The organism is Nocardia sp. NPDC057663 (genome assembly GCF_042799895.1).
Classification (GTDB): domain Bacteria; phylum Actinomycetota; class Actinomycetes; order Mycobacteriales; family Mycobacteriaceae; genus Nocardia.
The window spans coordinates 81,762-108,219 of record NZ_JBHVHX010000016.1 but is presented as its reverse complement, the minus strand read 5'-3'; the positions used below and the strand labels follow the sequence as shown (position 1 = coordinate 108,219).

The 26,458-nt window shown below is 68.6% G+C and carries 21 protein-coding genes; 8 read left to right on the top strand and 13 right to left on the bottom strand.

Annotated features, from left to right (window positions below):
* The first annotated feature begins 217 nt into the window (after positions 1-217).
* Complete coding sequence (locus ACFVAV_RS26830) at positions 218-1,048, top strand: alpha/beta fold hydrolase (RefSeq protein ID WP_379038139.1); 831 nt, start codon at positions 218-220, stop codon at positions 1,046-1,048.
* Here the strand turns inward: ACFVAV_RS26830 and ACFVAV_RS26825 are convergent.
* Complete coding sequence (locus tag ACFVAV_RS26825; protein ID WP_379038138.1) at positions 1,045-1,788, bottom strand: helix-turn-helix transcriptional regulator; 744 nt, start codon at positions 1,786-1,788, stop codon at positions 1,045-1,047. The genes ACFVAV_RS26830 and ACFVAV_RS26825 overlap by 4 nt on opposite strands.
* Positions 1,789-2,389: 601 nt before the next feature.
* Here ACFVAV_RS26825 and ACFVAV_RS26820 point away from each other — a divergent pair.
* From ACFVAV_RS26820 to ACFVAV_RS26800, 5 genes are all read left to right on the top strand, one after another.
* Positions 2,390-6,100, top strand: coding sequence for a nitrate reductase subunit alpha (locus ACFVAV_RS26820; protein WP_379038137.1), 3,711 nt, complete (start codon positions 2,390-2,392; stop codon positions 6,098-6,100).
* 11 nt (positions 6,101-6,111) lie between these two features.
* Positions 6,112-7,806: a nitrate reductase subunit beta gene (narH, locus tag ACFVAV_RS26815; protein WP_379038198.1), complete on the top strand. Its 1,695-nt coding sequence runs from the start codon at positions 6,112-6,114 to the stop codon at positions 7,804-7,806.
* Positions 7,803-8,483, top strand: coding sequence for a nitrate reductase molybdenum cofactor assembly chaperone (narJ, locus tag ACFVAV_RS26810; protein ID WP_379038136.1), 681 nt, complete (start codon positions 7,803-7,805; stop codon positions 8,481-8,483). The genes narH and narJ overlap by 4 nt, the downstream gene beginning before the upstream one ends.
* Positions 8,480-9,235, top strand: coding sequence for a respiratory nitrate reductase subunit gamma (narI, locus tag ACFVAV_RS26805; protein WP_379038134.1), 756 nt, complete (start codon positions 8,480-8,482; stop codon positions 9,233-9,235). The genes narJ and narI overlap by 4 nt, the downstream gene beginning before the upstream one ends.
* A 128-nt stretch (positions 9,236-9,363) precedes the next feature.
* A complete protein-coding gene (locus tag ACFVAV_RS26800; protein WP_379038132.1) occupies positions 9,364-10,536 on the top strand; it encodes an NADH:flavin oxidoreductase in 1,173 nt (390 codons plus the stop codon).
* A 78-nt stretch (positions 10,537-10,614) separates the two neighbouring features.
* Here the strand turns inward: ACFVAV_RS26800 and ACFVAV_RS26795 are convergent, their stop codons facing one another.
* From ACFVAV_RS26795 to ACFVAV_RS26770, 6 genes are all read right to left on the bottom strand, one after another.
* Positions 10,615-10,953 carry a hypothetical protein gene (locus ACFVAV_RS26795; RefSeq protein WP_379038130.1) on the bottom strand — a complete coding sequence of 113 codons (339 nt, stop codon included), beginning with the start codon at positions 10,951-10,953 and terminating at the stop codon, positions 10,615-10,617.
* 106 nt (positions 10,954-11,059) lie between these two features.
* The gene (locus ACFVAV_RS26790; RefSeq protein ID WP_379038128.1) at positions 11,060-12,799 is read right to left on the bottom strand and encodes an amidohydrolase family protein; all 1,740 of its coding nucleotides are present in this window, start codon (positions 12,797-12,799) and stop codon (positions 11,060-11,062) included.
* Positions 12,800-12,810: 11 nt separating this feature from the next.
* The gene (locus ACFVAV_RS26785) at positions 12,811-14,463 is read right to left on the bottom strand and encodes a class I adenylate-forming enzyme family protein (RefSeq protein WP_379038127.1); all 1,653 of its coding nucleotides are present in this window, start codon (positions 14,461-14,463) and stop codon (positions 12,811-12,813) included.
* Positions 14,464-14,474: 11 nt separating this feature from the next.
* Complete coding sequence (locus ACFVAV_RS26780) at positions 14,475-15,515, bottom strand: NAD(P)-dependent alcohol dehydrogenase (protein WP_379038197.1); 1,041 nt, start codon at positions 15,513-15,515, stop codon at positions 14,475-14,477.
* 2 nt (positions 15,516-15,517) lie between these two features.
* Positions 15,518-16,663, bottom strand: coding sequence for a serine hydrolase domain-containing protein (locus ACFVAV_RS26775; protein ID WP_379038126.1), 1,146 nt, complete (start codon positions 16,661-16,663; stop codon positions 15,518-15,520).
* A complete protein-coding gene (locus ACFVAV_RS26770; RefSeq protein WP_379038124.1) occupies positions 16,663-18,033 on the bottom strand; it encodes a flavin-containing monooxygenase in 1,371 nt (456 codons plus the stop codon). The genes ACFVAV_RS26775 and ACFVAV_RS26770 overlap by 1 nt, the downstream gene beginning before the upstream one ends.
* Before the next feature lie 116 nt (positions 18,034-18,149).
* On the opposite strand from ACFVAV_RS26770, the gene ACFVAV_RS26765 reads away from it, so the two are divergent.
* Complete coding sequence (locus ACFVAV_RS26765) at positions 18,150-18,770, top strand: TetR/AcrR family transcriptional regulator (protein ID WP_379038122.1); 621 nt, start codon at positions 18,150-18,152, stop codon at positions 18,768-18,770.
* On the opposite strand, the gene ACFVAV_RS26760 is transcribed toward ACFVAV_RS26765, so the two are convergent.
* From ACFVAV_RS26760 to ACFVAV_RS26745, 4 genes are all read right to left on the bottom strand, one after another.
* A complete protein-coding gene (locus ACFVAV_RS26760) occupies positions 18,767-19,393 on the bottom strand; it encodes a DUF4203 domain-containing protein (RefSeq protein WP_379038121.1) in 627 nt (208 codons plus the stop codon). The genes ACFVAV_RS26765 and ACFVAV_RS26760 overlap by 4 nt on opposite strands.
* 130 nt (positions 19,394-19,523) lie before the next feature.
* Positions 19,524-21,347: an alkyl/aryl-sulfatase gene (locus ACFVAV_RS26755; RefSeq protein ID WP_379038120.1), complete on the bottom strand. Its 1,824-nt coding sequence runs from the start codon at positions 21,345-21,347 to the stop codon at positions 19,524-19,526.
* A gap of 104 nt (positions 21,348-21,451) precedes the next feature.
* On the bottom strand, positions 21,452-24,055 hold the full coding sequence (locus tag ACFVAV_RS26750) for a LuxR C-terminal-related transcriptional regulator (protein WP_379038118.1): 2,604 nt from the start codon (positions 24,053-24,055) through the stop codon (positions 21,452-21,454).
* Positions 24,056-24,230: 175 nt separating this feature from the next.
* Positions 24,231-24,452 carry a hypothetical protein gene (locus tag ACFVAV_RS26745; RefSeq protein WP_379038117.1) on the bottom strand — a complete coding sequence of 74 codons (222 nt, stop codon included), beginning with the start codon at positions 24,450-24,452 and terminating at the stop codon, positions 24,231-24,233.
* A 191-nt stretch (positions 24,453-24,643) separates the two neighbouring features.
* On the opposite strand from ACFVAV_RS26745, the gene ACFVAV_RS26740 reads away from it, so the two are divergent.
* Positions 24,644-25,066, top strand: a complete 423-nt coding sequence (locus ACFVAV_RS26740; protein ID WP_379038115.1) for an Ig-like domain repeat protein — start codon at positions 24,644-24,646, stop codon at positions 25,064-25,066.
* 64 nt (positions 25,067-25,130) lie between these two features.
* On the opposite strand, the gene ACFVAV_RS26735 is transcribed toward ACFVAV_RS26740, so the two are convergent.
* Complete coding sequence (locus ACFVAV_RS26735) at positions 25,131-25,466, bottom strand: TfoX/Sxy family protein (RefSeq protein WP_379038114.1); 336 nt, start codon at positions 25,464-25,466, stop codon at positions 25,131-25,133.
* A gap of 31 nt (positions 25,467-25,497) precedes the next feature.
* Positions 25,498-26,409 (bottom strand): NAD-dependent epimerase, encoded by a 912-nt coding sequence (locus tag ACFVAV_RS26730; protein WP_379038112.1) that lies wholly within the window; start codon positions 26,407-26,409, stop codon positions 25,498-25,500.
* Positions 26,410-26,458 lie beyond the last annotated feature (49 nt).

The window sequence follows — 26,458 nt, the reverse complement described above, 5'->3', positions numbered from 1 at the left end:
GTTTCTCCCCGAAATGTTCTGATCGAGCCGTACGTCGTTCGCCTACAATCCAATCGCTCATGAACACACGTGTCCATAGCCACGGTGGAATAGGAACGCCCCGGTGAGGTACATACACTCGCCAGTGAATTCACAGGACGGGCAGTACACGAACGGGCGGTAGCAACAATGCCCGGCAACCACACGAAATAGTCGTTCACGCTTGTATCTTTCGAGCATGCCCTACGTGCACTCCGATTCGGTGAACATCCATTTCCGCACCAGCGCCGTCCGCGGTCCCACCGTACTACTCGCCCACGGTTTCCTGATGGACGAATCGATGTTCGATCCGATTCGAACGATATTGGCGCACAACGATATCAATGTCATCGCCTGGGATGCCCGTGGTCACGGCCGCACCGGCTACGGCCGTGACCCGCGCTTCGATTATTGGGATCTGGCCGAGGACGGTGTGCGGGTGCTCGACGCGGTCGGTGTCGAGCGGGCCGTCGTCGGCGGCATGAGCCAGGGCGGATACGCCGCCCTGCGCATGGCGCTGCTCGCGCCGGAACGGGTCAGCGGACTTGCCCTGCTCGATACCGAGGCGGGCGCGTGCACCAGGGCCGACGAAACCTATTACGAGGAATTCTTCGACGAATGGTGCGGCACCGGCGAATTGGTTCCGCTGGCCGAGAAACTCGCCCCCCAGTTGATCGGCGGCGACCGCCCGGATATCTGGCGGTGGTGGATCACCCGCTGGCTCACCTACGACCGCGCGGCGATCCAGCCGGCGGCGCGCTGCCTGATCGACCGCGATTCGGTACTCGAACGCCTCGGCGAGATCAGCGCACCCGCGCTCGTGCTCCGCGGCGAGCACGACCACAGCAGCACCGCCGAGAAGTGCGCGCGCCTGGCGACCGGATTGCCGGGAGCCCGCGGTGTGCGCACGGTGCCCGGCGCGGGTCACGGCTGCGCCGTCACCCATCCCGAACAGGTTGCCGCCGCACTGATCGAACTGGTCACCGCGTGCACGCCCCGCCTCGCCGCGCCGGTCGTCGCCGGGATCTAGCCGGCGACGGGCGACCCGTCGGAGCCGCGAACGCCCAGGTAGTACTGGATGCGGCCCGGGTAGGCGACGGAATCGAGCCGGAACAGCTGGACGTCGATGGTGTAGTACTCGCCGGTGCCCAGCTCGCACAGCCGCATGGCGGTGTGCTCGCGGCCGTAGACGGTGTCGCCGTCGTCCCAGATCCGCCGGAAGTCCTGGTACTGCGCCAGTTCGTCGAGCAGTTCCGCGGCCCAGTCACCGCCGCCCTGCTGTCCGATCAGACCGCGCAGCCAGTGCACGGTCAGCGACGATTCCTTCTCCCACTCCACCATGACCTTGCGCGAGAGCGGATTGCCGAAGAACCAGCGCAGGATGTTCACATCCTCGATCAGCCCGGGAAAGGCGCGATGGTAGGACTCGTTGCCCGCCAGCACATTCCAGCGCGTATCGACGTAGGCTGCCAGGTTCGGCTCCTGCAGGGCCAGTGTGCGGCGCATCTCGGCATTGATCTCGGCCCGCAGGTCGTCGACCGACGGATTGCCGACGGCGGGCAAACCCGCCAGGTCCAGCAGATGCCTGCGCTCGATATCGGTCACCGGCTCGATGCGGTCGAGATAGCGCACCAGCGCCTCGACGACGGCCTGCGTCGGCCGGGCCCGGTCGCCGCTCTCGAGGTGGGTGATGTAACTCGAGCTGACACCGGCAGCGAAGGCCAGCTTTTCCCGGGAAATCCGCCGATCGTCGCGCAGGCGCCGCAGCAACCCGCCGAGTGTCGGCGGCCTCGGCGGACCAGCCGGACCGTCGGACGATGACTTCGGTAGCACCGCAACCCTCCCTGTCTGCACCGCATCATCCTGGATGACGTTTCAACCTCGAACCAATCGCCGAACGGAAAAGTTGCTGTTTCTTTATCTTGCCGCGTTGCCCGTTGGATAGTTACCGCTCGGCAACCGCATTCGCCAGGCAGGCGCCGCTCCCCGGCGCCGACCCGATGACCGCGGCGAATTCCGGCATGATCGCGCGCTCCATACTGTGCGGGCCGTCACATCAGCCCTGTTCAGCGGGGCTCCCGAGTGTGTAAACAAATGTAAACCGCCCGAGAAGCGACGGTTTCGGAAGCATCACCGCATACCCCGCGACATGCTCCCCGCCGACACCGTCGCGGCTGCTCGGAGCCTGTTCACCCTGGTCGGACCCGATTCGGGGTCGCGGCCGCGTGCCGGGCCCATGACCACGAGATTGCGCCGACCTCACAGCTCACCGAGGGCCGAGCGAGGATGTGAAAAGTTCGTTTTGCCGGAGCAGGGCGCCTCTTTACAGTTGGCCTCTAACAGCCCGAATGCACAGCTCGAAGGGGGCGTCGTGGTTAATTCGCGCACTCATGGTCCGTCGCCCACCGATATCGGCGACACGTTGCTGAACCTCGGTAAATACTTTCAGCGTGGTGAAGTATCGCCGGACAGCCGGTCGGTCTACAAGGTCGGCGGGCGCGATGCCGACGCGTTCTACCGGGACCGCTGGTCGCACGACAAGGTGGTGCGCTCCACGCACGGCGTGAACTGCACCGGCTCGTGCTCCTGGAAGATCTACGTCAAGGACGGCGTGATCACCTGGGAGTCCCAGCAGACCGACTACCCGTCGGTGGGTTCGGACAAGCCGGAGTACGAACCGCGCGGCTGCCCCCGTGGCGCGTCGTTCTCCTGGTACACCTACTCCCCCGCCCGGGTGCGCTACCCGTACGTGCGCGGCACCCTGCTGGACCTGTACCGCAAGGCCAAGGCCGAGCTCAAGGACCCGGTGCTGGCCTGGGAGTCGATCGTCGAGGACCCGGTCAAGGCCAAGGCTTACAAGACCGCGCGCGGCAAGGGCGGCTTCGTCCGCGCCGAGTGGTGGGAGGCCGCCGAGATCGCCGCGGCCGCGCACGTCTACACGATCAAGCAGTACGGTCCCGACCGCGTGGCCGGCTTCTCGCCGATCCCGGCGATGTCGATGGTCAGCCATGCCACCGGCGCGCGCTTCGTGTCGCTGCTCGGCGGCTACATGCTCTCCTTCTACGACTGGTACGCCGACCTGCCGGTGGCATCGCCGCAGGTCTTCGGCGACCAGACCGACGTGCCGGAGTCGGCCGACTGGTTCGACGCGGGCTATCTGATCATGTGGGGCTCCAACGTCCCGGTGACCCGCACGCCCGACGCGCACTACATGACCGAGGCGCGCTACCGCGGCCAGAAGGTCGTCGTGGTCTCCCCCGACTACGCGGACAACACCAAGTTCGCCGACGAGTGGGTGGCCGCGCGACCCGGCACCGACGCCGCGCTGGCGATGGCCATGGGCCATGTCGTGCTCAAGGAGTTCTTCCTCGAGAAGCAGACTCCGATGTTCCTCGACTACATCAAGTCCTACACCGACCTGCCGTACCTGATCTGTCTCGACGAGGCGGCGGATCACAACGGCGCCCTGCCCGGGAAGTTCCTCACCGCCGCCGATCTGGGTCAGACCGGTGAGAGTGTCGAGCACAAGCCGGTGCTGCTGGATCAGGCCGGAAACCCGGTGGTGCCCAACGGTTCGCTGGGCCACCGTTTCGGCGAGGGCGACGCGGGCAAGTGGAACCTCGACCTCGAGGGCGTCGACCCGCTGCTCACCCTGCTCGGCCATTCCGACGACGCACCGGCCACGATCGCCCTGCCGCGCTTCGACACCGACACCGCCGAGACGATCCTGCGTGGCGTCCCGACGAAAATCGTTGCGGGCAAGCGGGTCACGACCGTCTTCGACCTGCTGCTCGCGCAGTACGGCCTGGGTCGCGACGGCCTGCCCGGCGAGTGGGCCAAGGGCTACGACGACGCCGACTCGCCCTACACCCCGGCCTGGCAGGAACGCATCACCGGTGTGCCCGCCGTGCAGGCCGCGCGCATCGGCCGCGAATTCGCCGACAACGCCGAGCGTTCCGGCGGCCGCTCGATGATCCTGATGGGCGCGGGCACCAACCACTGGTTCCACTCCGATCAGATCTACCGCGCCTTCTTCACCCTGACGCTGCTCACCGGCTGCCAGGGCAAGAACGGCGGTGGCTGGGCCCACTACGTCGGCCAGGAGAAGTGCCGTCCCGTCACCGGCTGGGCCACTTTGGCTTCCGCCTCGGACTGGCAGCGCCCGCCGCGCCAGATGCAGGGCACCGTGTTCTGGTACCTGACCAACGACCAGTGGCGCTACGACCCGTTCACCTCCGAGTCCTTCGCCTCGCCGCTGGGCAAGGGTAAGTTCGCCGGGCGCACCGCCGCCGACAATATCGCCCTGGCCAGCCGGCTCGGCTGGATGCCGAGCTACCCGACGTTCAACCGCAACCCCCTCGACCTGAGCGACGAGGCCGCGGCGGCGGGCGCTACCCCGGCCGAACACGTCGTCTCCCAGCTCAAGTCCGGCGATCTGCGCTTCGCCTGCGAGGACCCCGACGCACCGGAGAACTTCCCGCGCGTGCTCACCGTGTGGCGGGCCAACCTGCTCGGTTCCTCCGGTAAGGGCAACGAGTACTTCCAGAAGCACCTGCTCGGCTGCGGCTCCAACCTGCAGACCACCGACGCCACCGGCGTGCGCCCGCAGGAACTGGAATGGCGTGAGGAAGGCGCCGAGGGCAAGCTGGATCTGCTGCTGGCACTGGACTTCCGCATGACCAGCACCACCCTGTTCGCCGATATCGTGCTGCCCGCCGCCACCTGGTACGAGAAGCACGACCTGTCCTCCACCGACATGCACCCCTTCGTGCACGCCTTCTCCCCCGCCATCTCCCCGCCGTGGGAGGCCAAGACCGACTTCGACGCGTTCCACCGGATCGCGCGCGGTTTCTCCTGGCTGGCCGAGAAGCACCTGGGCACCCGCAAGGACATCGTCGCGGTGCCGTTGCAGCACGACTCGCCCGACGCGCTCGCGCAGGCAGGCGGCAAGGTGCTGGACTGGAAAGCCGGTGAGTGCGAGCCGATTCCGGGCAAGACCATGCCCAAGATCGTCGAGATCGAGCGCGACTACACCAAGATCGCGGAGAAGCTCGCGGCGCTGGGCCCGCTGGTGAACACCCTCGGCGTGACCACCAAGGGCATCACGACCTACCCGGACAAAGAGGTGGAATACCTCGCGGGCAAGAACGGCACCGTCGTCTCCGGCGTCGCGGCCGGACGTCCCTCACTGGCCAAGGACACCTTCGCCGCCGAGACCATCCTGGCGCTGTCGGGCACCACCAACGGCCGCCTCGCGGTCGAGGGCTTCCACGAGCTCGAGCGCCGCACCGGCACCAAGCTGGCCGACCTCGCCGCCGAGGCGGAGGGCAAGCAGATCACCTTCGCCGACACCCAAGCCCGTCCGGTCCCGGTGATCACCTCGCCGGAATGGTCGGGCAGTGAGAGCGGCGGCCGCCGGTACTCGCCGTTCACCATCAATGTCGAGCGGCTCAAGCCGTGGCACACCCTCACCGGGCGCCAGCACTTCTACCTCGACCACGACTGGATGATCGAACTCGGCGAGCAGCTGCCGATCTTCCGGCCACCGCTGGACATGACCGCGCTGTTCGCCGAGCCGAGCATCGGCAAGGTGAGCGGCAGCGGCGTCACCGTGCGCTACCTGACCCCGCACTCGAAGTGGTCCATCCACTCCGCCTACCAGGACAACCTGCACATGCTGACGCTCTCGCGCGGCGGTCAGACGATCTGGATGTCGGACCGCGACGCGGCCAAGATCGGTGTCGCCGACAACGATTGGATCGAGGCGGTCAACCGCAACGGCATCGTCGTCGCCCGCGCGATCGTCTCGCACCGCATGCCGGAAGGCACGGTCTTCATGTACCACGCGCAGGACCGCGCCGTGGACGTGCCGCGCATCGAGGGCACCGAGCAGACCACCAAGGAGTCCAAGGGCAAGCGCGGCGGTATCCACAACGCGCTGACCCGGGTGCTGATCAAGCCGTCGCACCTGATCGGCGGCTACGCCCAGCAGTCCTTCGCCCTGAACTACCACGGCCCCACCGGAAACCAGCGTGACGAAGTGACCACGATCCGTCGCCGTAACCAGAACGTGGAGTACTAATCATGCGCGTAATGGCTCAGCTCGCCATGGTCATGAACCTGGACAAGTGCATCGGCTGCCACACCTGCAGCGTCACCTGCAAGCAGGCGTGGACCAACCGCGGTGGCACCGAGTACGTCTGGTTCAACAATGTGGAAACCCGGCCAGGTCAGGGTTATCCGCGCCAGTACCAGGATCAGGAGAAGTGGAAGGGCGGCTGGACGCTCAACAAGCGTGGCAAGCTGTCGCTGAAGTCGGGCTCGCGGTTCAAGCGCCTGATGAACATCTTCGCCAACCCGGACCTGCCCACGGTCGACGACTACTACGAGCCGTGGAGCTACGACTACGACAACCTGCTGGCCTCCCCGCCCACCGACACCACCCCGGTCGCGCGGCCCAAGTCGCTGATCACCGGTGAGGACACGAAGGTCACCTGGGGCGCCAACTGGGACGACGACCTCGGCTCCGGTCCCGAAGCGGTCGGCAAGGACCCCTTGCTCGGCAAGCTCGAGGACAAGGTGAAACTGGAGTTCGAAGAGACCTTCATGTTCTACCTGCCGCGTATCTGCGAGCACTGCCTCAACCCGTCGTGCGCCGCGTCGTGCCCGTCGGGCGCGATCTACAAGCGCGAGGAGGACGGCATCGTCCTGGTCGACCAGGACAAGTGCCGTGGCTGGCGGCAGTGCATCACCGGCTGCCCGTACAAGAAGATCTACTTCAACCACAAGACGGGCAAGGCGGAGAAGTGCACCTTCTGCTACCCGCGCGTGGAGGTCGGCATCCCGACCGTGTGCTCGGAGACCTGCGTCGGCCGGCTGCGCTACATCGGCGTGATGCTCTACGACGCCGACGCGGTGCTCGAGGCGGCGTCGGTCACCGATGACAAGGACCTCTACCCCTCGCAGCTTGGCGTGTTCCTCAACCCGCACGACCCGCGGGTGATCGCCGAGGCCGAGGCGGCAGGCATCTCGCCGGAATGGATTCAGGCCGCCCAGGATTCGCCGGTCTACAAGCTGATCGTGGACTACCAGCTGGCGCTGCCGCTGCACCCGGAGTACCGCACCATGCCGATGGTCTGGTACGTGCCGCCGCTGTCGCCGGTGGTGGACGTGCTCAGCGAGACCGGCCACGACGGCGAGGACGCGGGCAACCTGTTCGGCGCGATCGACGCGCTGCGCATCCCGATCGAATACCTGGCCGAGCTGTTCACCGCCGGTGAGATCGGACCCGTGCGTGCCTCGCTGCAGCGGCTGGCCGGGATGCGCGCGTTCATGCGGTCGGTCAACCTCGGTGAGGAGCCCGAACCCGGTATCGCGCCGTCGATCGGGCTCGAGCCCGAGGAGATCGAGGCCATGTACCGGCTGCTCGCGATCGCCAAGTACGAGCACCGCTACGTGATCCCCTCCGGCGCGACGTCCCGTGCGCACGAACTGGATTCACTCGCCACCGGGTGCAGCCTCGACACCGACGGCGGACCGGGCATGACCGCGTTCGACCAGGTCGTGGAGAAGTTCTCGCTGGCCGACACCAATCAGGCCGCGCCCGAGGAGAAGTCGGGCCGGATCAACCTGCTCAACTGGGACGGTCGCAGCACCTCCGGGCTCGTGCCGAGCACCGACAAGCTTGCACCCGCAGCGAACGGCAACGGCGCCGCCGCAGGGAGCAACGGCAACGGCAGCAACGGCGCTGCCGTCGCCGACTCCACGGTCAGCGGTGTGGCGCCATGAGTCTGCTCTCGATCCGCAAGCGACCGCAGCCGGTCACCGCCATGGCCGAGCGCGACCGGCGCGTGGTCTGGCGGCTGGCCGCGCTGCTGCTCGACTATCCCGGCGAGAAGACCCTGGCCCTGCTGGACCAGATGTCCGCCGCCGCAGCGGAATTGCCCGCCGAGGTGCGCGCGCACTTCGACGCGGTGCTCGCCTATCTGCGCGACACCCCGTCGATCGAGGTGGCCCAGAGCTATGTCGAGACCTTCGACATGCGCAGGCGCGCCAGCCTGCACCTGACCTTCTACGCCTACGGCGACACCCGAAAGCGCGGCATGGCGCTGCTGCGGTTCAAGCACGCCTATCGCCAGGCCGGTGTCGAGCTCGGTGACGAGGAGCTGCCCGACCACCTGCCGGTGCTGCTGGAATTCGCCGCCACCGTCGACCCGATCGGCGGCGAACGCCTGCTCGGCGAGCACGTTCCGGTCATGGAGCTGCTGCGACTGTCGCTGGGCGACAACAACTCTCCCTACAGTGGTGTGCTCGCCGCAGTGCTGACCACGCTGCCGCCGGTGACCACCGCCGATCGGCGCCGCATCGCCGAACTCGCCGCGCAGGGCCCGCCCGAGGAGGAAGTCGGGCTGGAACCCTTCGCCATGGACCCCTCGTTGTTCGACGCCACGGAAGGCCGCCGATGAACGCCACTATCCCGCTCCCCGAAGGCCTGTGGCTGATCCTGCCCTACATCGCCGCCACGTCCTTCGTACTCGGCCATGTCTGGCGCTACCGGTTCGACCAGTTCGGCTGGACCACCCGCTCCTCGCAGATCTACGAGTCCAAGCTGCTGCAGCTGGGCAGCCCGCTGTTCCACTTCGGCATGCTCGGGGTGTTCGGCGGCCACGTGATGGGTCTGCTGATCCCCGAGTCGTGGACCTCCGCGATCGGCATCTCCGAGCACGCGTATCACATCCTCGCGGTCGGCGCGGGTTCCGTCGCGGGCCTGATGGTCGTGGCCGGTGTCGCCATCCTGTGCTACCGCCGCCTCGTCATCCCCGCCGTGCGCAAGAACACCAGCCGCAACGACGTCATGATGTACACGCTGCTCACGCTGGCCCTGGTCACCGGCCTGCTCAACACCTGGGGCTCCAACCTGCTGTGGGGCACCTACAACTACCGCACCACCGTCTCCCCCTGGTTCCGCAGCCTGTTCTCGATCAACCCGGAGCCCGGCCTCATGGTCGGCGTCCCGTGGACCTTCCAGCTGCACGGCCTGGTCGTGCTGGCCCTGGTCTTCGCCTGGCCGTACACCCGCCTGGTGCATATGTTCAGCGCCCCGATCGGCTACCTGACCCGCCCGTACATCGTCTACCGGCGCAAGGAAGTCGACACCAAGGACAAGACCCGCTTCGCCAAGGCGTGGGACGCACCGGTGACGCCCGACCGCTGGTAGTTCGCGCGCGATCTCGCCCTCGACGGCGCCCTCCGATCCGACTCGGCGGGCGCCGTCGTCGTTTCGGTTGCCCGCTGAGTGGACCTTCCCCATTGCCGAGCTAACTGCAACGTGTTTCACTTTTGCGTATGAGCGATGTTCTCGCGCCCGCTGCCCTCGGTCCGCTCACCCTGCGGAATCGGGTGATCAAGGCGGCCACGTTCGAAGGTCGGACGCCGGATGCGCTGGTAACCGACGAGTTGATCGAGTTCCATCGCGAGGTGGCCGCGGGCGGGGTCGGCATGACGACCGTCGCGTACTGCGCGGTGGCCCCCGGTGGGCGCACCGATCGGCATCAGATCTGGATGCGCGAGGAGGCGGTACCGGGGTTGCGCCGGCTCACCGATGCCGTGCACGCGGAGGGCGCGGCGGTCAGCGCGCAGCTGGGACACGCGGGGCCGGTCGCGAACGCGAAGTCCAATCGGGCGCCCGCGCTCGCGCCGAGCCGGATGTTCAATCCGCTCGGGATGCGGTTAACGAAGGTGCCCGACGCACTGGGGATCGCCGAGGTCGTCGCGGCGCACGCCCGGGCGGCGCGATTCGCACGCGAGTCCGGGTTCGACGCGGTCGAGGTGCATCTCGGGCACAACTACCTGGCGAGCTCGTTCCTGAGTCCGATCCTCAATCGGCGCAAGGACGACTACGGTGGCTCGCTGGCCAATCGGGCGCGGATGGCCAGGGAATTGGTGCAGGCCGTGCGCGACGCGGCCGGTGACACCATGGCGGTGACGGCCAAGCTCACCATGGAAGACGGTGTGCGGGGCGGGTTCTCGATCGAGGAGTCGCTCCAGGTCGCGACCTGGCTGCAGGACGACGGTGCGATCGACGCGCTCGAGCTCACCGCAGGCAGTTCGCTGCTCAATCCGATGGCGATCTTCCGTGGCGACGCGCCGCGCAAGAACTTCGCGAAGACCCTGCCGATACCGGTGCGCTGGGGTTTCCAGGTGGTCGGCAAGCAGTTCCTGCGCGAATACCCCTATCGCCCTGCCTATCTCGCGGACAAGGCCCAGCGATTCCGGCAGGAACTGACCCTGCCGCTGATCCTGCTCGGCGGGATCACCGACCGCCCCACCGCCCAGCAGGCCATCGACGACGGTTTCGACTTCGTCGCCATGGGCCGCGCGCTCCTGCGCGAACCCGACCTGATCCGGCGCTGGCAGACCGACCCGGCCACCACGTCCCTGTGCACCCACTGCAACGAGTGCATGCCGACCATCTACTCGACTACCCGGTGCGTCCTACGCACCGACGCTCCCACCTAGATACCGAGTTGGACCGTTGATCACCAGGCCTTCACGGCGCCATCGGCCGAGAAGGCAAACGCCGTCACAGCCTGGTGATCAATGGTCCAATGCCTTTCGGACAGCGTCGAACCAGGCCTGGGTCTTGACCAGGCCGGATTCGTTGTCCTTGCGGCCGCCGACGAAGCCGAACAAGTCGGCGGCGTAGCGACTCAGGACGGTCCCCTCGGTTTCCTCGAGGTCGACGAGCACCTCGGCGTCGCCCAGGACGTAGGCGACCACCGCGACCTGGCCTGCGGGCCACTGTGTGCGGTGGTCGGCCCAGCCGTCGCTGCGCACCGCCCTGGCCTGTGCGAGCAGGGTGTCGCGCAGGGCGTCACGGTCGGCGTCACTCGGCTGGCGCGGCTTGCCCCAGGTGATCCGTTTCGCGTCCGACATGTCGAATCCTCTCGCTGACGTGACCTGGACTTGCCTCGACTGTCCCAGATCGCGGTGCGAGCACCGCCCACCGCCCCGCCCGAGGAGGCGATTCGACGGGCGGCGGCTACCCGGCGCGCAGGAACCGGCCGGTGCGCTCGGCGCCGAGGACGGGATCCTTGATGCCCGCGCCGAACACGTACCGGCCGCCGACGAATACCGCTGTGACGGTCTCGTCGTTGCGGTTGACCATGCGCGGGAGGTTGTCGAACTCCGGAATCGGGTTCTCCGCGTAGGCGTCGAGGGTGTCGTCGAGGTGGGCCGGGTCGATGACGACGGCGTCGGCACGGTCACCGACGCGCAGGTGACCGGCGTCGATGCCGTACCAATCGGCGAGTTCGCCGGTGATCCGGTGCACCGCGTGCTCGATCGTCATGAACGGGATACCGGCGCGTTCGGCATCGGCCACCCGTCGCAGCAGGCGCAGGCCGAAGTTGTAGAAGGCCATATTGCGCAGGTGCGCACCGGCATCGGAGAAGCCGAGCTGGACGCCGGGATCGGCGGCGAGGACGTTGAGCACCTCGGGCCGATGATTGGAGATGGTGGTGCGCCAGCGCAGTTTCGCGCCGTGCTCGACGACCAGGTCGAGGAAGGCGTCGACCGGGTGCAGACCACCCCGGTCGAGGCCGACCTGGCCGAAGGTCTTGCCGATCACGGTGGGGTCGGGGCATGCGACGATGTCGGCGTCGAAGAAGTCGCGGTGCCACACGCGCGGACCGTACTTCTGGTCGTAGTCCTTGCGGAACGCGCGCCGGTACTGCTCGTCCTGCATGAGGTGACGCTGCTCGTCGATGTGGTTCGCCAGGTGCAGAGCCGCTGCGCCGGAACCGAATTCCTCGAAGATCGGCAGGTCGATGCCGTCGGAGTAGACCTCGAACGGCACCGGCAGATGCTGCCAGCGGAAGTCGCCCCGCAAGGCGTTGACCGCGCGGGCCAGCAGCGGAAACACCTTGGCCACACCGGGAATCGCCTTGATGTCGGCCGCGGAGAGCAGACTCACCTTGAGCGGCTTGCGCCACAGGCCGATGCTGCTCGCCGCCATCGCGATCATCGTGTCGGCCCGGTTGACATCGGGTCCGCCCTGGAGCGCGCGACCGCGCGTGCGCAGGATCGTGGTGAGCATGCGGCGTTCGGCCCTGGTCGAATACGTCGACGGCAGGGTGCGGGACCGGCACAGCTCACCGTCGAGCTTGTCGAACAGCAGCCGCTGCGAGGACATGCCGACGAACCCGGCGTCGAGCGCCTCGGTGAGTTTGCCCGCCATCGCGGCGAGTTCGGCCGCCGTCGGCGCGACGTCCTTGCGGGTGGCCCGATCCAGGCCCATCACCGCGGATCTGATGTCGGAGTGCCCGATGAAGCCGGCCACGTTGGGACCGAGCGGCAGCGCGTCCAGCGCGGCGGCGTACTCGGCCGCGGAGTGCCAGCTCTTGCTCTCCTCGACCGCGCGGACGACGTGGGCGCGCGGAATCGCCTCGACGCGACCGAACAGGTCACCGGCGATCTCCCCGTCGACATGCACGGTCGACAGCGAACAGGAACCGAGCAGCACGGTCGTGACGCCGTGGCGCACCGATTCCGACAGCGACGGATCGAGCAGCACCTCGACGTCGTAGTGGGTGTGGATGTCGACCATGCCCGGCACGACCCACTTGCCCGTGGCATCGACGACCCGGGCGCAGCCGGTCTCGTCGAGCGGTGTCGCCGAGATCTCGGCGACCTTGCCGTTCTTGATGCCGAGATGACGAATCGCGGAGGGCGCGCCGGTGCCGTCGAACCACCGGCCGCCTTTGATGATGCTGTCGAACATTCCAACCCCTTTTACAGCGCGAGCTCGCGACGAGTGACTTTGCCGGTGGCGTTGCGCGGCAAGGCGTCTGCAGTGATCCGCCAGCGCGCGGGCACCTTGAAGTACGCGAGCCGGGCGGCGACGAAGGCCCGCAGTTCCTCCGGGTCCACCGCGCCCGGCTCGGCGACCACCACGGCCGCCACTTCCTGGCCGAGGTCGGGATGCGCGACCCCGAACACCGCGCATTCGGCGACCGCCGGGTGCTCGCACAGCACGTTCTCGATCTCGGTGGGGTACACGTTCTCCCCACCGCGCAGGATCAGGTCGGTGCGCCGGCCCGACACGGTGAGCCTGCCGTCGCGCAGCGTGCCGAAATCGCCCGAGCGCAACCAGCGTTCGTCGTCGATGGCGGACTTGGTCGCCGCCTCGTCGTTCCAGTAGCCGAGCATGACGTAGGGGCTGCGGATGCAGATCTCGCCTTCCTCGCCGTCGGGGACCGCCATGCCGTCGGCGTTGCGGATCTGCACTGCCACACCGAAGATCGGCCTGCCGACCGAGGCGTCGTCGGCCACCAGGTCCAGCGGCGTGGCGACCGTCGCCGCGGTGCCGCTCTCGGTGAGTCCGTAGCTGGTGGTCAGGGCGAACTGCAGGGACGGGATCTTCGCGCGCAGACTGGCCAGCAGCGCGGGCGAGGACGGCGCCGAGTTGAGCGAGAGCGCGGCCAGCGAGGACAGATCATGCTGGGCGACATCGTGTTCCAGCAGCCGGGCGGCCATGGTCGGCACCGCGGCCCAGTTGGTGACCCGCTCACGCTCGACCAGGCTCAGCACCCGGCCGACCTCGAACGCGCCGTGCGGGAACACCGCAGCGGCGCCGGTCAGCAGCCGCGGGACGACGAGGTTGTGCAGGCTGGCGATGTGGAACAGCGGCGCGGTGACCAGGTACCGGCGGTCGCTCGGTGCGTCGCTGGGCGGCTGACCGGCGAACGCGGCGAGCATGGCATCGGTGAAACGGTGATAGTCGCTGATCGCCACCATGTTCCGCTGCGAATGCACCACGCCCTTGGGCCTGCCGCTGGTCCCGCTGGTGTAGAGGATCACGGCCGGATCGTCTTCGGAGACCGGCGTGCCGGGGATCTCGCCGCCGCCGTACTCGGCGATCAGGGCGGGCAGGTCCTGTTCCATCGTCAGCACCGGGATCTCCGTGCCGGTGCCGGCGAGCAGCGCGGCCCTTTTCGCGTCCGCGATCACCACGGTGGGCGTGGTGTGGTCGAGTCCGTAGGCGATCTCCGGCGGCGCCCACCAGGCGTTGTAGCCGACCGGGATCGCGCCGAGGCACTGCGCGGCCCAGAACGCGATCACCCAGTCCGGGCCGTTGGCGGCCAGGATGCCGACGCGGTCGCCCTTGCCGACGCCGTGGCGGCGGGCCAGCGCGGTGGCCAGCGCACCGGCGGCCGCGGCATGCTCGGCGAAGGAGATCCGGCGGTCCTCGGTGACGAGGTAGTCGCGCTCACCCCAGGTCAGCGAGTGCTCGAGGAGTTCACGCAGGCTGCGGCGGCGTTGCGCCAGCACCGGGATCGGCACGCCGAGAACGGGTTCGACGGTCAGTTCGAACGGCGCGCCGGGCGCGGTGAGGCCCGCGGCGACCTTGGCCACGAATTCCTGCGGGTCTACGGCTTCGGACATGTTCTTCTCCATCAGGGAATCAGGACGGCGCGGCCACGGATCGCGCCGGAGTCGAGTCGGTCGAAGGCGGTGCGTGCGTCGGCGAGGTCGAAGCACTCGACCTCGGCGCGGACCTTGCCCGCGGTGGCCAGCGCCACCGCGTCGAGTAGATCGGTTCTGGTGCCGCCGTAGGACTTCCGTACCGTGGCGCCCCACGGCAGGCCCGGTCCGCCCGCCGGACCGGAGTCGATGCCGGGCAGGCCGCCCGCCAGCCCGACCATCCGGTAGGCGCCGTTGGGCGCGACGGTCTCGACGGCGAGTTTCGCGGTGGCGTCGGCGCCGACGAAGTCGAACACCGCCTCGGCGCCGCGGCCGCCGGTGAGTTCGAGGATGGCGGCCGCGGTGTCGTCACCGGCCTGGAGCGCGATGTCGGCGCCGCAGACGGTGGCCAGGGCGAGCTTGTCGGCATCCACGTCGACCGCGACGACCCTGGTCTCCGTCATCGCCTTCAGCAGTTGCACCGCGACGTGTCCCAGGCCGCCGATACCGATGGCGACCGCGGTGGCGCCCGGCCACAGCTGATCCAGCGCGCCGCGGATGGCATGCATCGGGGTGAGCGCGGCATCGGCCAGCGGCGCGGCGTGCGCGAAGTCCAGGTCGCCGATGGGCACGAAGGAGCGCGCGGGGATCCGGACGTAGTCGGCCATGCCACCGTCGGGGCCGAGACCGGGACACGGCGGCATAGCTGTACGCCCCGCCGCCAGACAGACATTCTCGTTGCCGCGCAGGCACTCCCGGCATTCGCCGCAGGACCAGCACAGGTACACGATCCCGCGCTCGCCGACGGTGCGCCCGGCCACCTGCGCGCCGACCGCCTCGATCGTGCCCGCGATCTCGTGGCCCAGGGTGAGTGGCTTCTCGCTCATCGGGAACGGCAGGCTCAGCACGAACGAGTCCGAGTGGCAGATCCCGGCGGCGCCGACCCGCAACAGCAGATCCTCCGGGCCGAGGTCGGGCACGGGCACCGTCCGCAGTTCCAGGGTGCCCGGCGCGGTCAGCTGCATCGCACGCATGGTCATCGGGCCGCTCCGTCGAAGGTGGCCTTCAGGTACCGGTCGCAGCGGTCGGAGCCGATCAGGCCGGTCGCCATCCGATTCATGGTGTAGGCGAAGGTGATCCGGCGATCCAGGTCGTTGACGACCATCGAGCCGCCGTAGCCCGCCCACCAGCAGACCCGGCCGTCGGGGATGTGCGGGAAGGTCTGCGGCCGGGGCAGTCCGTAGCCGATGCCGAACCGCAGCGGGGTCAGCAGCGCCAGGTCGACGCCGTCGGCCTGCTCACGGAAGATCAGCTCGATCGTTGCGGGTGAGAGGAATCGCCTGCCGCCGAGCTCGCCGCCGTTGGCGATCAGCGACTGGATCCGGGCCACCGAGCGCGCGTTGCCGTGGCCGTTGGTCCCGCCGATCTCGGCCTGGCGCCAGGCCGGCGTCGCGGTCTCGGCGACCTCGAGCCAGGGACTGGTGAGCGTCTTGATGAGCACGCTGTCCTGATCGAGGGTCGACAGGTCGAACTCGGGCAGTTCCGGCGGGATCAGGGTGGCGATCCGGTCGGCGTGCTCGGGTCCGGTGCCGATGTGGAAATCGGCGCCGAGCGGGCCCGCCAGTTCCTCGGCGAAGAACCGGCCGAGCGAGCGACCGGTGATGCGGCGCACCAGTTCACCGATCAGGTGGCCGTAGTTGATGGCGTGATAGCCCGAGGCGGTGCCCGGCTCCCACCAGGGCGCCTGGGTCGCCAGCCGGGCCGCGGCGGTGTCGTGGTCGTAGATGTCGGGCAGCGCGATCGGCTTGTCCCAGCCGGAGACGCCCGAGGTGTGCGCGAGCAGCTGCCTGACCAGGATGCCGGCCTTGCCGTTGGCCGCGAACTCGGGCCAGTAGTGGGCCACGCGCTCGTCGACGTCGAGGTCGCCGCGGTCGACCAGCAGCAAGGCGCACAGCGCCGTCATCGTCTTGGTCACCGAGAAGACGTTGACCAGGGTGTCGGCGCCCCACGGCGTGGTCTTCGCCGGATCGGCGTAGCCGCCCCACAGATCGAGCACCGGATCGCCGTCCACGGTGACGCACAGTGCCGCACCGAGTTCGGCGCCGGAGGCGAGTTGTTCGTCGAATGCCTCACGCACACCGGCGAATTCGTCCAGACAGAAGCCCGAGGAGGTGCCGCTCATCAGGCCACCCCCGCCGTCGCGCGCGCGGGCACCGGCAGGCTGTTGCCCGCGGCGGCGGCCCGTTTCGCGCCCCGCTCCATCTCCTTCGTCATCGAGCGCACATACGGCTCGAACTCGGTCTGGATGGTGTGGCGTGGCGAATCGTAGTAGCGCCCGGCACGTTTAGCCTCCTGCTCGCCGAGCACCTGATCGATCTGCGCGCGCGGGGGCAGGTGATAGCGGCCGGTCAGATAGGCGGCGACCAGCTTGCTCTGCTGCTCGGCGAAATTGACCAGCGTCGGCATCGGCTGGGCCAGGCCGAGATAGAACAGGTTGTCCACGCCGGGCTTGACCATCATCTGGAACAGCGGGAACCGGTTGGCCGCGTCGGGCACCAGCTCAGGGTCGGTAAAGAACGGGAAGCTGATGTGGTAGCCGGTGGCGCACACGATCACGTCGACCTGCTCGCTGCTGCCGTCGGCGAAATGCACTGTGTCACCGTCCAACCGGGTGATCGCGGGCTTGCACTCCACGTCGCCGCAGCCGGCGCGGTGCAGGAATTCCTCGCTCGCCGAGGGATGCGCCTCGAACGGCTCGTGATCGGGGGCGGGCAGGCCGTAATTCTGCATCTCGCCGCGATTCTTGCGGACGAATCGCTGCTTGAGCTTCAGCGCGATCTTGGCCGGAATCCACGCGGGAATCGACGCGCGGTCGCCCACTTTACCGTTCACGTATTTGGGCAGCACCCAGACACCGCGGCGGGCCGAGACGAACAGTTTCGACGCGAGGAAGCGCTGGGACAGTTCGGAGGCGATGTCGAGGCCCGAGTTGCCCATGCCGACCACCACGATCCGCTTGCCGCGCATATCGATCGGATCGAACGGATCGTTGTAGGCGTGGCTGTGCATCAGCACGCCGTCGAATTCGCCCGGGTAGTCGGGGAATCGGGGGTTCCAGTGATGCCCGTTGCAGACGATCAGCGCGTCGTAGACCTCGGTCTCGCCCGCCGCGGTCGTCACCCGCCACAGCCCCGCGGCGTCGCGTTCGGCGGCAGTCACCAGGCTGTCGAACTTGATCCGGTCGCGCAGGCCGAAATGGTCGACGTAGTCCTTGAAGTACTGCAGCAGCTGGGAATGGTGCGGAAAGTGCGGCCAGTCCGCGGGTGCGGGGAAGTCCTCGAATTGCAGGCGGTACTTCGAGGTGTCGATGTGCAGGCTCTGATAGCAGGCCGACATCCCGTTGGGGTTCCGGTAGTACCAATTGCCGCCCACCTCGTCGGAGGCTTCATAACAATCGAACGGAATGCCGTACTCGGCAAGCCTTTTGGCGACGGTGATACCCGAAGGTCCGGCGCCGATGACGCACACCCTGGGCAATTCGCGTGTATCCATGCACAACTCCTGAGCGGCCGCGGTCGCCGATGACCATGCCGCGTGACGTGGAACACACGATAGCGCTTCGCTGGACATCATGTCTAGTGAATGAGCGGATCGTCTAGGATGGGCGCATGACGACCGAACCCACCCGCCGTGGATCGTTGCGTGAGGAGCAGAAGCGCCTCACCAAGGCCAGGATCGTCGAGACCGCGCGCACCCTGTTCGAGACCCAGGGCTATTCCGCTGTCCGCGTCGACGACATCGCCGCCGCCGTCGGATGCAGCCGGGCGACGTTCTACCTGCACTTCACCAGCAAGGGCGAGGTGCTGCGGGCGATCGCCAACGAGGGCACGCTGACCAGCGTCCGGGAGTTCTACGCCGACCTCGACCGGGTGCTCACCACCGGTTCCCGGGCGGCGTTCGAGGAGTGGATGACCCGGGCGATCTACTGGTTTCTGGTGAACAAGGACATGCTCCCGGCGTGGGACGAGGCCACCGCGGTCGAACCGGAGTTCCGCGCGGTAGCACGCGAGGGCATCATGACACTGGCCGACAGCATGCCCGCCTACCTCGCCCGCTGGCCCGAACACCGCCGCGACGAGGCGCGGCTGCGGATCGAACTGCTGGTCGCTCAGCTCGAGCGGTTCTTCACCCGGTGGGCCATGCAGGGCACCATCGACGTCACCACCGACAAGGCCGCCACGGTCCTCACCGACGTCTGGTTTCCGGCGCTGCAAGCCCCCGCCGACTAGCTCGTCGGCCAGCCACCGTTGCGTTTGCGCTGCTCGGCAGCCTTGTCGTCGTCACCGGCGAGGTGCTGGATCCCGAGCTTCTCGGCGAACAGATGACGCTGGGTGATCCAGCCGAGCACCGACAGGCCGACCCAGGCCGCGGTCGAGGTGAGCTGCTGCCAGCCGGTCTCCGGTTCGCGCAGGAACGCCAGCGAATCGCTCATCCGGCCCAGGCCGCTGAGCAGCATACTGGCGCCGCCGATGGAGGTCAGCCACAGCAGTGCGCGGGCACGGAACTTATCGGCGAGGAACGCGCCTGCCACACCCATCGCCAGCGCGACGATCATGCTCAGCGCGACGTTCTTGTCGCCGGGCTGCAGGACGGTGGCCAGCTTCGTGCCGATCATCGCGCCCGCGAGCCCGCCGATGAAGTACGAGGCGAAGCGGAACACCAGCGAGGTCACCACCCACGCCGAGATCGCGCCGATCAGCCCGATCAGCACCAGCCACCAGAACGAGGCGTGCGCCAGGTCTGCGATCAACCAGCCGAGCCCGAACCCGATCGCCAGGACGCCCAGGTTCACCGACCTGACTCCGTAGAAGCACAGCAGCGCGCCGACCACCGCCACCACGATGCCGTTCATGAGGCATTCCTTTCGACAGTCGAGCACGACCATGCCCGTGCCCGCGGAGCACTCGACTCCAGGCTAGAACGCAGGCAGGGCCGCCGATTCACCCGATTCGGGTGAGGCGTGCGGGCCGGTGCGCCGCCGCTCAGGGGGTGACGATGGGGAACCGGGGATCGGGCGTCTCGATCAGGTCGACCAGTGTCTTCAGCACGCTCTGGTCGCCGTCCATGGTGACGTCGCCGAAACCCTGACCCGTGAGCCCGCCGACCAGCTGCGGCTTGGTCAGCGTCAGCGTGAGATCGGCGGTGCCGCGCAGTGGGGCGTGCTCGGATCGGGTGCGGTGGGTGAGCGCGCCGTTGGACATCGTCAGCCGTGTCAGCGAGTCGCTGTCGGTCAGATTCAGGTCGAGGACGAAGTTCGATTCGGCGGCGCGCAAGCCGTCGATCCGGATCGCGATCGAGTCGATGATCATGTCGATCGTCAAAGCGGCCAGCATCTGCGGATCGGTGGTGTCGAGGCTGACCCGGGTCGGGCCGTTGCGCAGCTCGGTCGCGCCGACCAGGAAGAAGTTGCGCCAGGTGCCGTTCTCGCTGCCGTGGCCCAGTTTGTCGTAGACCTCGGCGAGCGCTTCCTTGGCTCCGGTGTGCGACGGGTCGGCGAAGACCGCGTGGTTGAGCAGCGTCGCGGCGAACCGCCAGTCGTCGCGCGCGGCGTATTCGCGGCCCTTGGCGACGAGCGCGTCGCCCCCGCCGTAGTCGGCGGCGTAGCGCTGGGCCTGCTCGACCTCGGTGCGCTCCCAGAGGTGGGCCGGGTTGCCGTCGAACCAGCCGAGGTAGCGCTGGTAGATCGCCTTGACGTTGTGGCTCATCGATCCGTAGTAGCCACGGTTGGCCCACAGACCGTCCAGCCCGGGCGGGAAGGTGAGCACCTCGGCGATCTCGGGTCCGTTCAGTCCCTGGTTGAGCAGCCGCAGCGTCTGATCGTGCAGGTAGGCGTACATGTCACGCTGGCCTGCCAGCCACGCGGTCCAGTTGTCGGCGCCCCAGGTGGGCCAGTGGTGCGAGGCGAAGGCGACGTCGGCCTTGTCGGCGAACAGGGCGATGGCCTCGTCCAGATAGCTGGACCAGATCCGGGAATCGCGCACGACCGCGCCGCGCAGGGTCAGCACATTGTGCATGTTGTGGGTGGCGTTCTCGGCCATGCACAGGGCCTTGCGGTCGGGAAACAGGAAGTTCATCTCCGCGGGCGCTTCGGTGCCGGGAGTGAGCTGGAAGACGATGCGGACACCGTCGACGACCTCCTCCTGCCCGGTGCGGGTGATGTCGACGGTCGGCGGGATGAGGGTGATCGTGCCGGTCGAGGTCGTCTGGCCGAGGCCGCACCCGATCTGGCCGTCCGGCGCCTTGGCCAGGCCGGTGCCGTACATGAAGATCGCGCGCCGGGTCATCGCGTTGCCCGCGTAGACGTTCTCGCTGACAGCGTGCTCGAGGAAACCCTCCGGTGCGAGGATCGGCACGTCGGGATGCCCCTCGGGGACGACGCCGCGCGCGCCGCCGAAGTGGTCGGCGTGCGAATGGGTGTAGATCATTCCGGTCACCGGACGGTCGCCCCGATGCCGGCGATACAGGTCGAGCCCGGCCGCGGCGGTCTCGGCCGAGATGAGCGGATCGATGATGAGCACACCCCGCTCGCCCTCGACGATCGTCATGTTCGACAGGTCGAAATTGCGGACCTGGTAGATGCCCTCGGTGACCTCGAAAAGCCCCTGGATATTGCACAACTGGCTCTGCCGCCAGAGGCTGGGGTCGGCGGTCGGCGGGCACGGACCCGCGAGGAAGTCGTAGGCGCCGATGTCCCAGACCACCCGGCCGTCGGCCGCGGTGACGACGGGTGGCTCGAGCTTCGCGATCAGTCCCCTGGTGGCATTGTCGAAGTCGGTGGTGTCCTCGAAGTCCAGCTGCGAGCTCATGATTCACCCTGTCTCGTCGGGAGTTTCGGTGCTGCCTGTCCGGCGAGGCTAGCCAGCGCGTGGCCGCCCCGGATCACCCGTTGCGGGTGAGTTCCCGGTGCCGGTCAGATCAGGCCGACGCGGCGGGCGTTGGTGATGGCCTCGGCGCGGGCGTTGACGCCGAGCTTCTGGTAGATGCCGCGCAGGTGGGTCTTGACGGTGTTCACCGAGACGCCCATGTTCGCGGCGATGGTGGCCGCAGTCATGCCGGACGGGAGCTGGCGCAGGACCGCGAGTTCGGTGTCGGTGAGCTGGGGCGCGTCGGCCGCGGGCGCACGGTGCGAGCGGACCAGGTCGACGAAGGCGTCGAAGCGGCCGAACCGCCCGCCCAGCCGATCGAGGACCTCGGCGGCGCCCGGCACATCGAGGAAGGGGCGGATCAGCCGTTCCCCGCAGGCGAGCGAGAGTGCCCGCTCGAACGCGTCGTCGACCTTGCGTGGACGATCGAGGCGGTCGGCGGCCACGCCGACCAGCAGCCAGGCCGCGACCAGCGATCTGGTGTTCAACTGCGGCGGGCCACTCAGCGACGGCTCGAGCAGCGTCAGCGCCGCGGCCGGGCGATGGGTGTAGACGGCCAATCCCGCATCGGCGACGGCCATCTGCGGCGTCGGGCCGAACACGCGGGTCGCGTGGTCGACCAGGTGCTGGGCGTCGGCCCTGGCTTGCAGGCGCAGCAGCAGCCACAGCACGTCGGTGACCAGCGCGCCGATACCGAACAGTGCCGGGGACTCGTCGAGCAGCCGGTGCACCTGCTTGCACAGCGCGGTCGCGGCGGCCGCGCGGTCCGGCGCCGCGTCGAACATCAGTACGCCGGTCATGACCGCGGCCTGGCGCGCCGGCGCGGGCGCGGTGGCCTCGACCAGCGGGCCGCCGGGCAGGCCGGGCAGCGGCAGCTCGACGGACTCGCCCTGCTGGTAGGCGCCGTAGGCCGCGATCACCCGGGCGAACGCGGCCTCGGGTGCATGGGTGAGGTCGTAGCGATCGGCGCATTCGATCGCGACGCCGGCCAGCGCGCGCAGCTCGCCGACCCGGCCCGCGTACCCCGCGGCGATGGCCGATGCCGTCCGCGCGCGCACCGCGACCCGACCCAGTCCCGTTTCCTCGGCGTGCACAATCGCATGCCGCAAAGCCGCTGTGCCGCTGTCGATCTCACCGCCGGAGATCTGCGCGCTGCCGCAGTGCAGCGCCGCGTAGCAGTCGAGGTCGGGCTGGCCCGTCACCGCGGGCAGCGGCCAGCTCAGTGAGGCCGAATCACCTACCAGGACAGCAACTCCCGCGCTGACAGCGCGGTCGAGCGCGTCCGTCCACCCGGCGGGCGCCAGCTGCGAGACCTGTTCCGGCCCGACATGGGCGGCTTCGAGATAGACCTCGGCGGTGGCGATTTCGCCCGCCTCCACCGCGACCGCCGCGCGCAGCAGGCGCACGAAGGTGTCCTCGGCCAGCTCGGGGACATGCTCGATCGCGGCGAGCAGCAGGTGCCCGGTGCCGTCGAGGACCATCCGCAGCCCCCAATCCCGCACGAACGGCGCCAGGCCGGGCGTACCCGGTTCGGCCAGCACATGGTCGAGCGCCGGGCCCGGCATCGCCGCGGCGCCGAACCACTCGGCGACCCGGCGGTGCACGGCGGGCAGCCGGTCGGCGCTGGTGTGCGTGGCCTCGGCCAGCAGGTACGCGCGCAGCAGCGGGTGGTAGGTGTGCCACAGCTCCCCCGCGTGCGCGACGGTGTGCATGGGGAAGTTGGCGCGCAGCAACTCGTCGACGATCCGCGCGGCGTTCTCCCCCGCCAGCTCCTCGGCCAGCGGCAGGCAGAAGCGGCTGGGAATCGCGGTGACGAGCAGGAATTCGAGGGTACGGGCAGGCAGCGACTGCATCAGCTCGGCGACGAGGAAATCGGCGACCGCGTGCGAGGGCCTGGCCAGGGTGGTGAGCGCGGTGTCGCGGTCCTCGGCGTTGGCGGCCAGGTAGATCGCCGCGATCCGCACCAGCGCGGCCCAGCCGCGGGTGAGCGTGTGCACCATGGCCAGTTCGGCGTCGTCGAGCCGGCAGCCGTGCTGGATGAACAGCTGGGCTATCCGCTCCGGTGACAGCGTGAGTTCGGCGACGCCGATCCGGGTGAGCTTGCCCGCCAATTCCAGCGCGTGCCAGCGCAGTGGCGGATCGAACCGGCCCGCGATCAGCACGGTGACCGTCGCGGGCAGGTGGGCGAGCAGGTATTCCAGGCCGGCCAGCTGCAGCGGGTCGGTGAGCAGATGGGCGTCGTCGATCACCAGGACCGAGTGATCGACGGTGATCGCCATGACGTCGACCAGGTCGGCCGCCTGGTCGACCGGAGTGCGCAGCGCACCGTCGGCGCCGATATCGGCCGACGGGGCGAGGATCTGCGCGATCGCCGGGACCAGGTCACCGCTGTCGGCCAGCCGCTCGGTGACAGTCAGCCAGCCGACCGCGGCCGTGCGCAGGCGCCGCGACCGCGTCACCCAGTCGACCAGGGCGACGGTCTTACCGCTGCCCGCCGGTCCGGACACCAGCACAGTGTGCCCTGCGGCGGCGTGCGCGCGGTCGAGCCTGGCGTTGATCTCGGCGGACCGGACGGAGGCGAACGACAGTTCCGGGATGCTCGCATCGACGTCCGATGGGATTTCAGCTATCGCTCGGTACGAGGTTGCCACCACCACACTCCTGAGCTCGTCGTCTACCCTTCGGGGCTGATCCACCAGCAGATTCGACGGTAGGCGAAACCCGACCTGCGCGTTTGCGGGTCGCGCGGCGTCGGGGTGCTCGTTATCAGATCGACGCCATCATGACGGCCTGCCGACATCGGCTAACGATCGGCAATCCTCGCGTTCAGTCGGGTAGCCGGGACATGCCGAGCAGGGTGAGCCCGAGGACGTCGATGCGGGCGAGCACCCCGCGCATGGCGGTGTTGTCGGCGAGCTCGCCGTAGAGGGTGGTGGTGCCGGTGGCCGAATGCGCGCTGCGCCGGAGTTCGGGGAAGGCCGCGACAGCACGGTCCGTGAGCTCGCCCTCGACGACGAACTGATAGCGAACCGCACCTGACGTCGGCATGTGTCCCAGTGTCGACGACCAGCTCGGCGATCGCCTCATCCGCACGGGATGATTCCGGCGCTACCTGCAACGAATCGGCCCGCCCAAGTTTTAAACATTCGTTTTTCTGTTTTCCGGACAGCGTGATGATCCGCTCGATAGTGTCGCGCACACCCACAGCGGTGGGGGCAGCGCGAACCAGGAGAACAACCATGAAGACCAACCAGGCACGGCGGGCCGGCTTCGGACTCACAGCTTTCACCGCGGTCGCCGCGGCCACGGTGCTGGTGGCGCCGCAGGCCTCGGCGCTCGTCCAGGGCGTGACGGTCAGCGGCACCACCCACTACGTGGGCACCGCCTACACCGTCACCGCCGATGTCACCGCGACATCGTTCCTGTTCAAGGTGACCTTCACCGACAACGGCACCCAGATCGGCGAGCCCGTCTCGGTCTCCGACGGCAAGGCCACGATCACCTGGACCCCGTCGACCCCCGGCTCGCACGAGATCAAGGCCGTCCAGGAACTGATCAGCTCCAAGACCGTCACCGTCGAGGTCAGCGCCAAGCCGACCACCCCCGGCGGCGGCACCGGATCGGCCGACCTGGGCGGCCTGCTGACCGGCTCGGCGGGCTAGCTCACCGCGCCTCGACGGCCGCCGCGGACTACCGATCCGCGGCGGCCGTCGCCGGCTGGCGGACCTACTTCTTGCGCGGCAGGGATTGCGCGTAGCGCACGCCGCGCTCCACCCACTCCCGCAGTACCGCGTCGTCGGAGACCGTGGCGGCGGTGACCCGGATCCAGCCGAACATCTCGCGCCCGCGCATCACCATCGGCGTGACCGACTGCCCGTCGAGCAGCGCCTCGCCCTCGGCCGGGTCGACCCGCACCATCAGCCCGCCCTTGCCGCTGGCGGCGACAGCCATATTGCCGCCGATCAGGAAGGCGAGCCCACCGAACATCTTCTGCTCGACGAGATTGCGACCGGGGTAGACGATCTCCCGGATGCGCTCGGCGAGTTCCTCGTCATAGGCCATGGGCACAGTGTGCGCCGGGGGACCGACAGATTCAGGCGCCGGGGAGTACCGCGCGCAGTACGTCGTCGAGTGCGGACGCGGTGACGCCGAAGGTGGTGCGCAGCGCGGCGTCGTCGGCGATGAACTCGCGGTGCGACATGTGCTCGGTCTCGAACAGTTCCGCCCAGAACGGGTCGTCCTGGGCCAGGGCGGTGATCTCGGCGTCGGACAGCACGGCCAGGTCGGGCTCGGGCGCATCGGCCAGTGCCGCGAGCCTGCTCGCGACCGCGCGCACGGTGGTGGTGATGACCGGCGCGTGCCAGGCGCGGCCCCACGCGCGGTCGTCGCGGGCGACGGCGACCAGGGCGGCCGCCGCGTCGTCGATGGCGGTGAACGAATGCGCCAGGTCCAGTTCCTGCGGCACCTTCGCCTGCCCGCCTGCCAGCACCGCGGGCTGCACCAGCAGCGAGAAGATCGACACCGCGCCCGCGCCGAGGAACTGCCCGGCGCGCACCTCGGTGACGCGCAACCGGCCCGCCTCGTGCGCGGCCAGTGCCTCGGTCCACATCCTGGCTCTCACCTCGCCCTTGCTGCCGGTGGCCGCCAGCGGGGTCGTCTCGGTGACCACGCCGTCGGCGGGTCCGTAGCCGTAGAGATTGCCCATCATCACCAGATTCGCGCCGACGGCTTCGGCGGCGGCCAGGATCGAACCGAACAGTGGCGGAACGGTTTCCGGCCAGGTGTGGTACGGCGGCATGGCCAGGTTGAAGACGGTCGCCGCGCCGGTGGCGTGCTCGATCAGGGCGTCGGTGTCGAGCGCGTCGAGCGCGACCAGGTCGACGCCGGGATGGTCGGGGCCGAGACCGCTGCGGCTGATCACCGTCACGCGGTCACCGGACTCGGCCAGCGTCAGCGCGGTGGCGGACGCCGTACCGCCGCGACCGATCACGACATGCTTGGTCATGTTGATTCCCTTTCACCGCAACATATTTCGTGCGTTCCAGGCGGTTCTC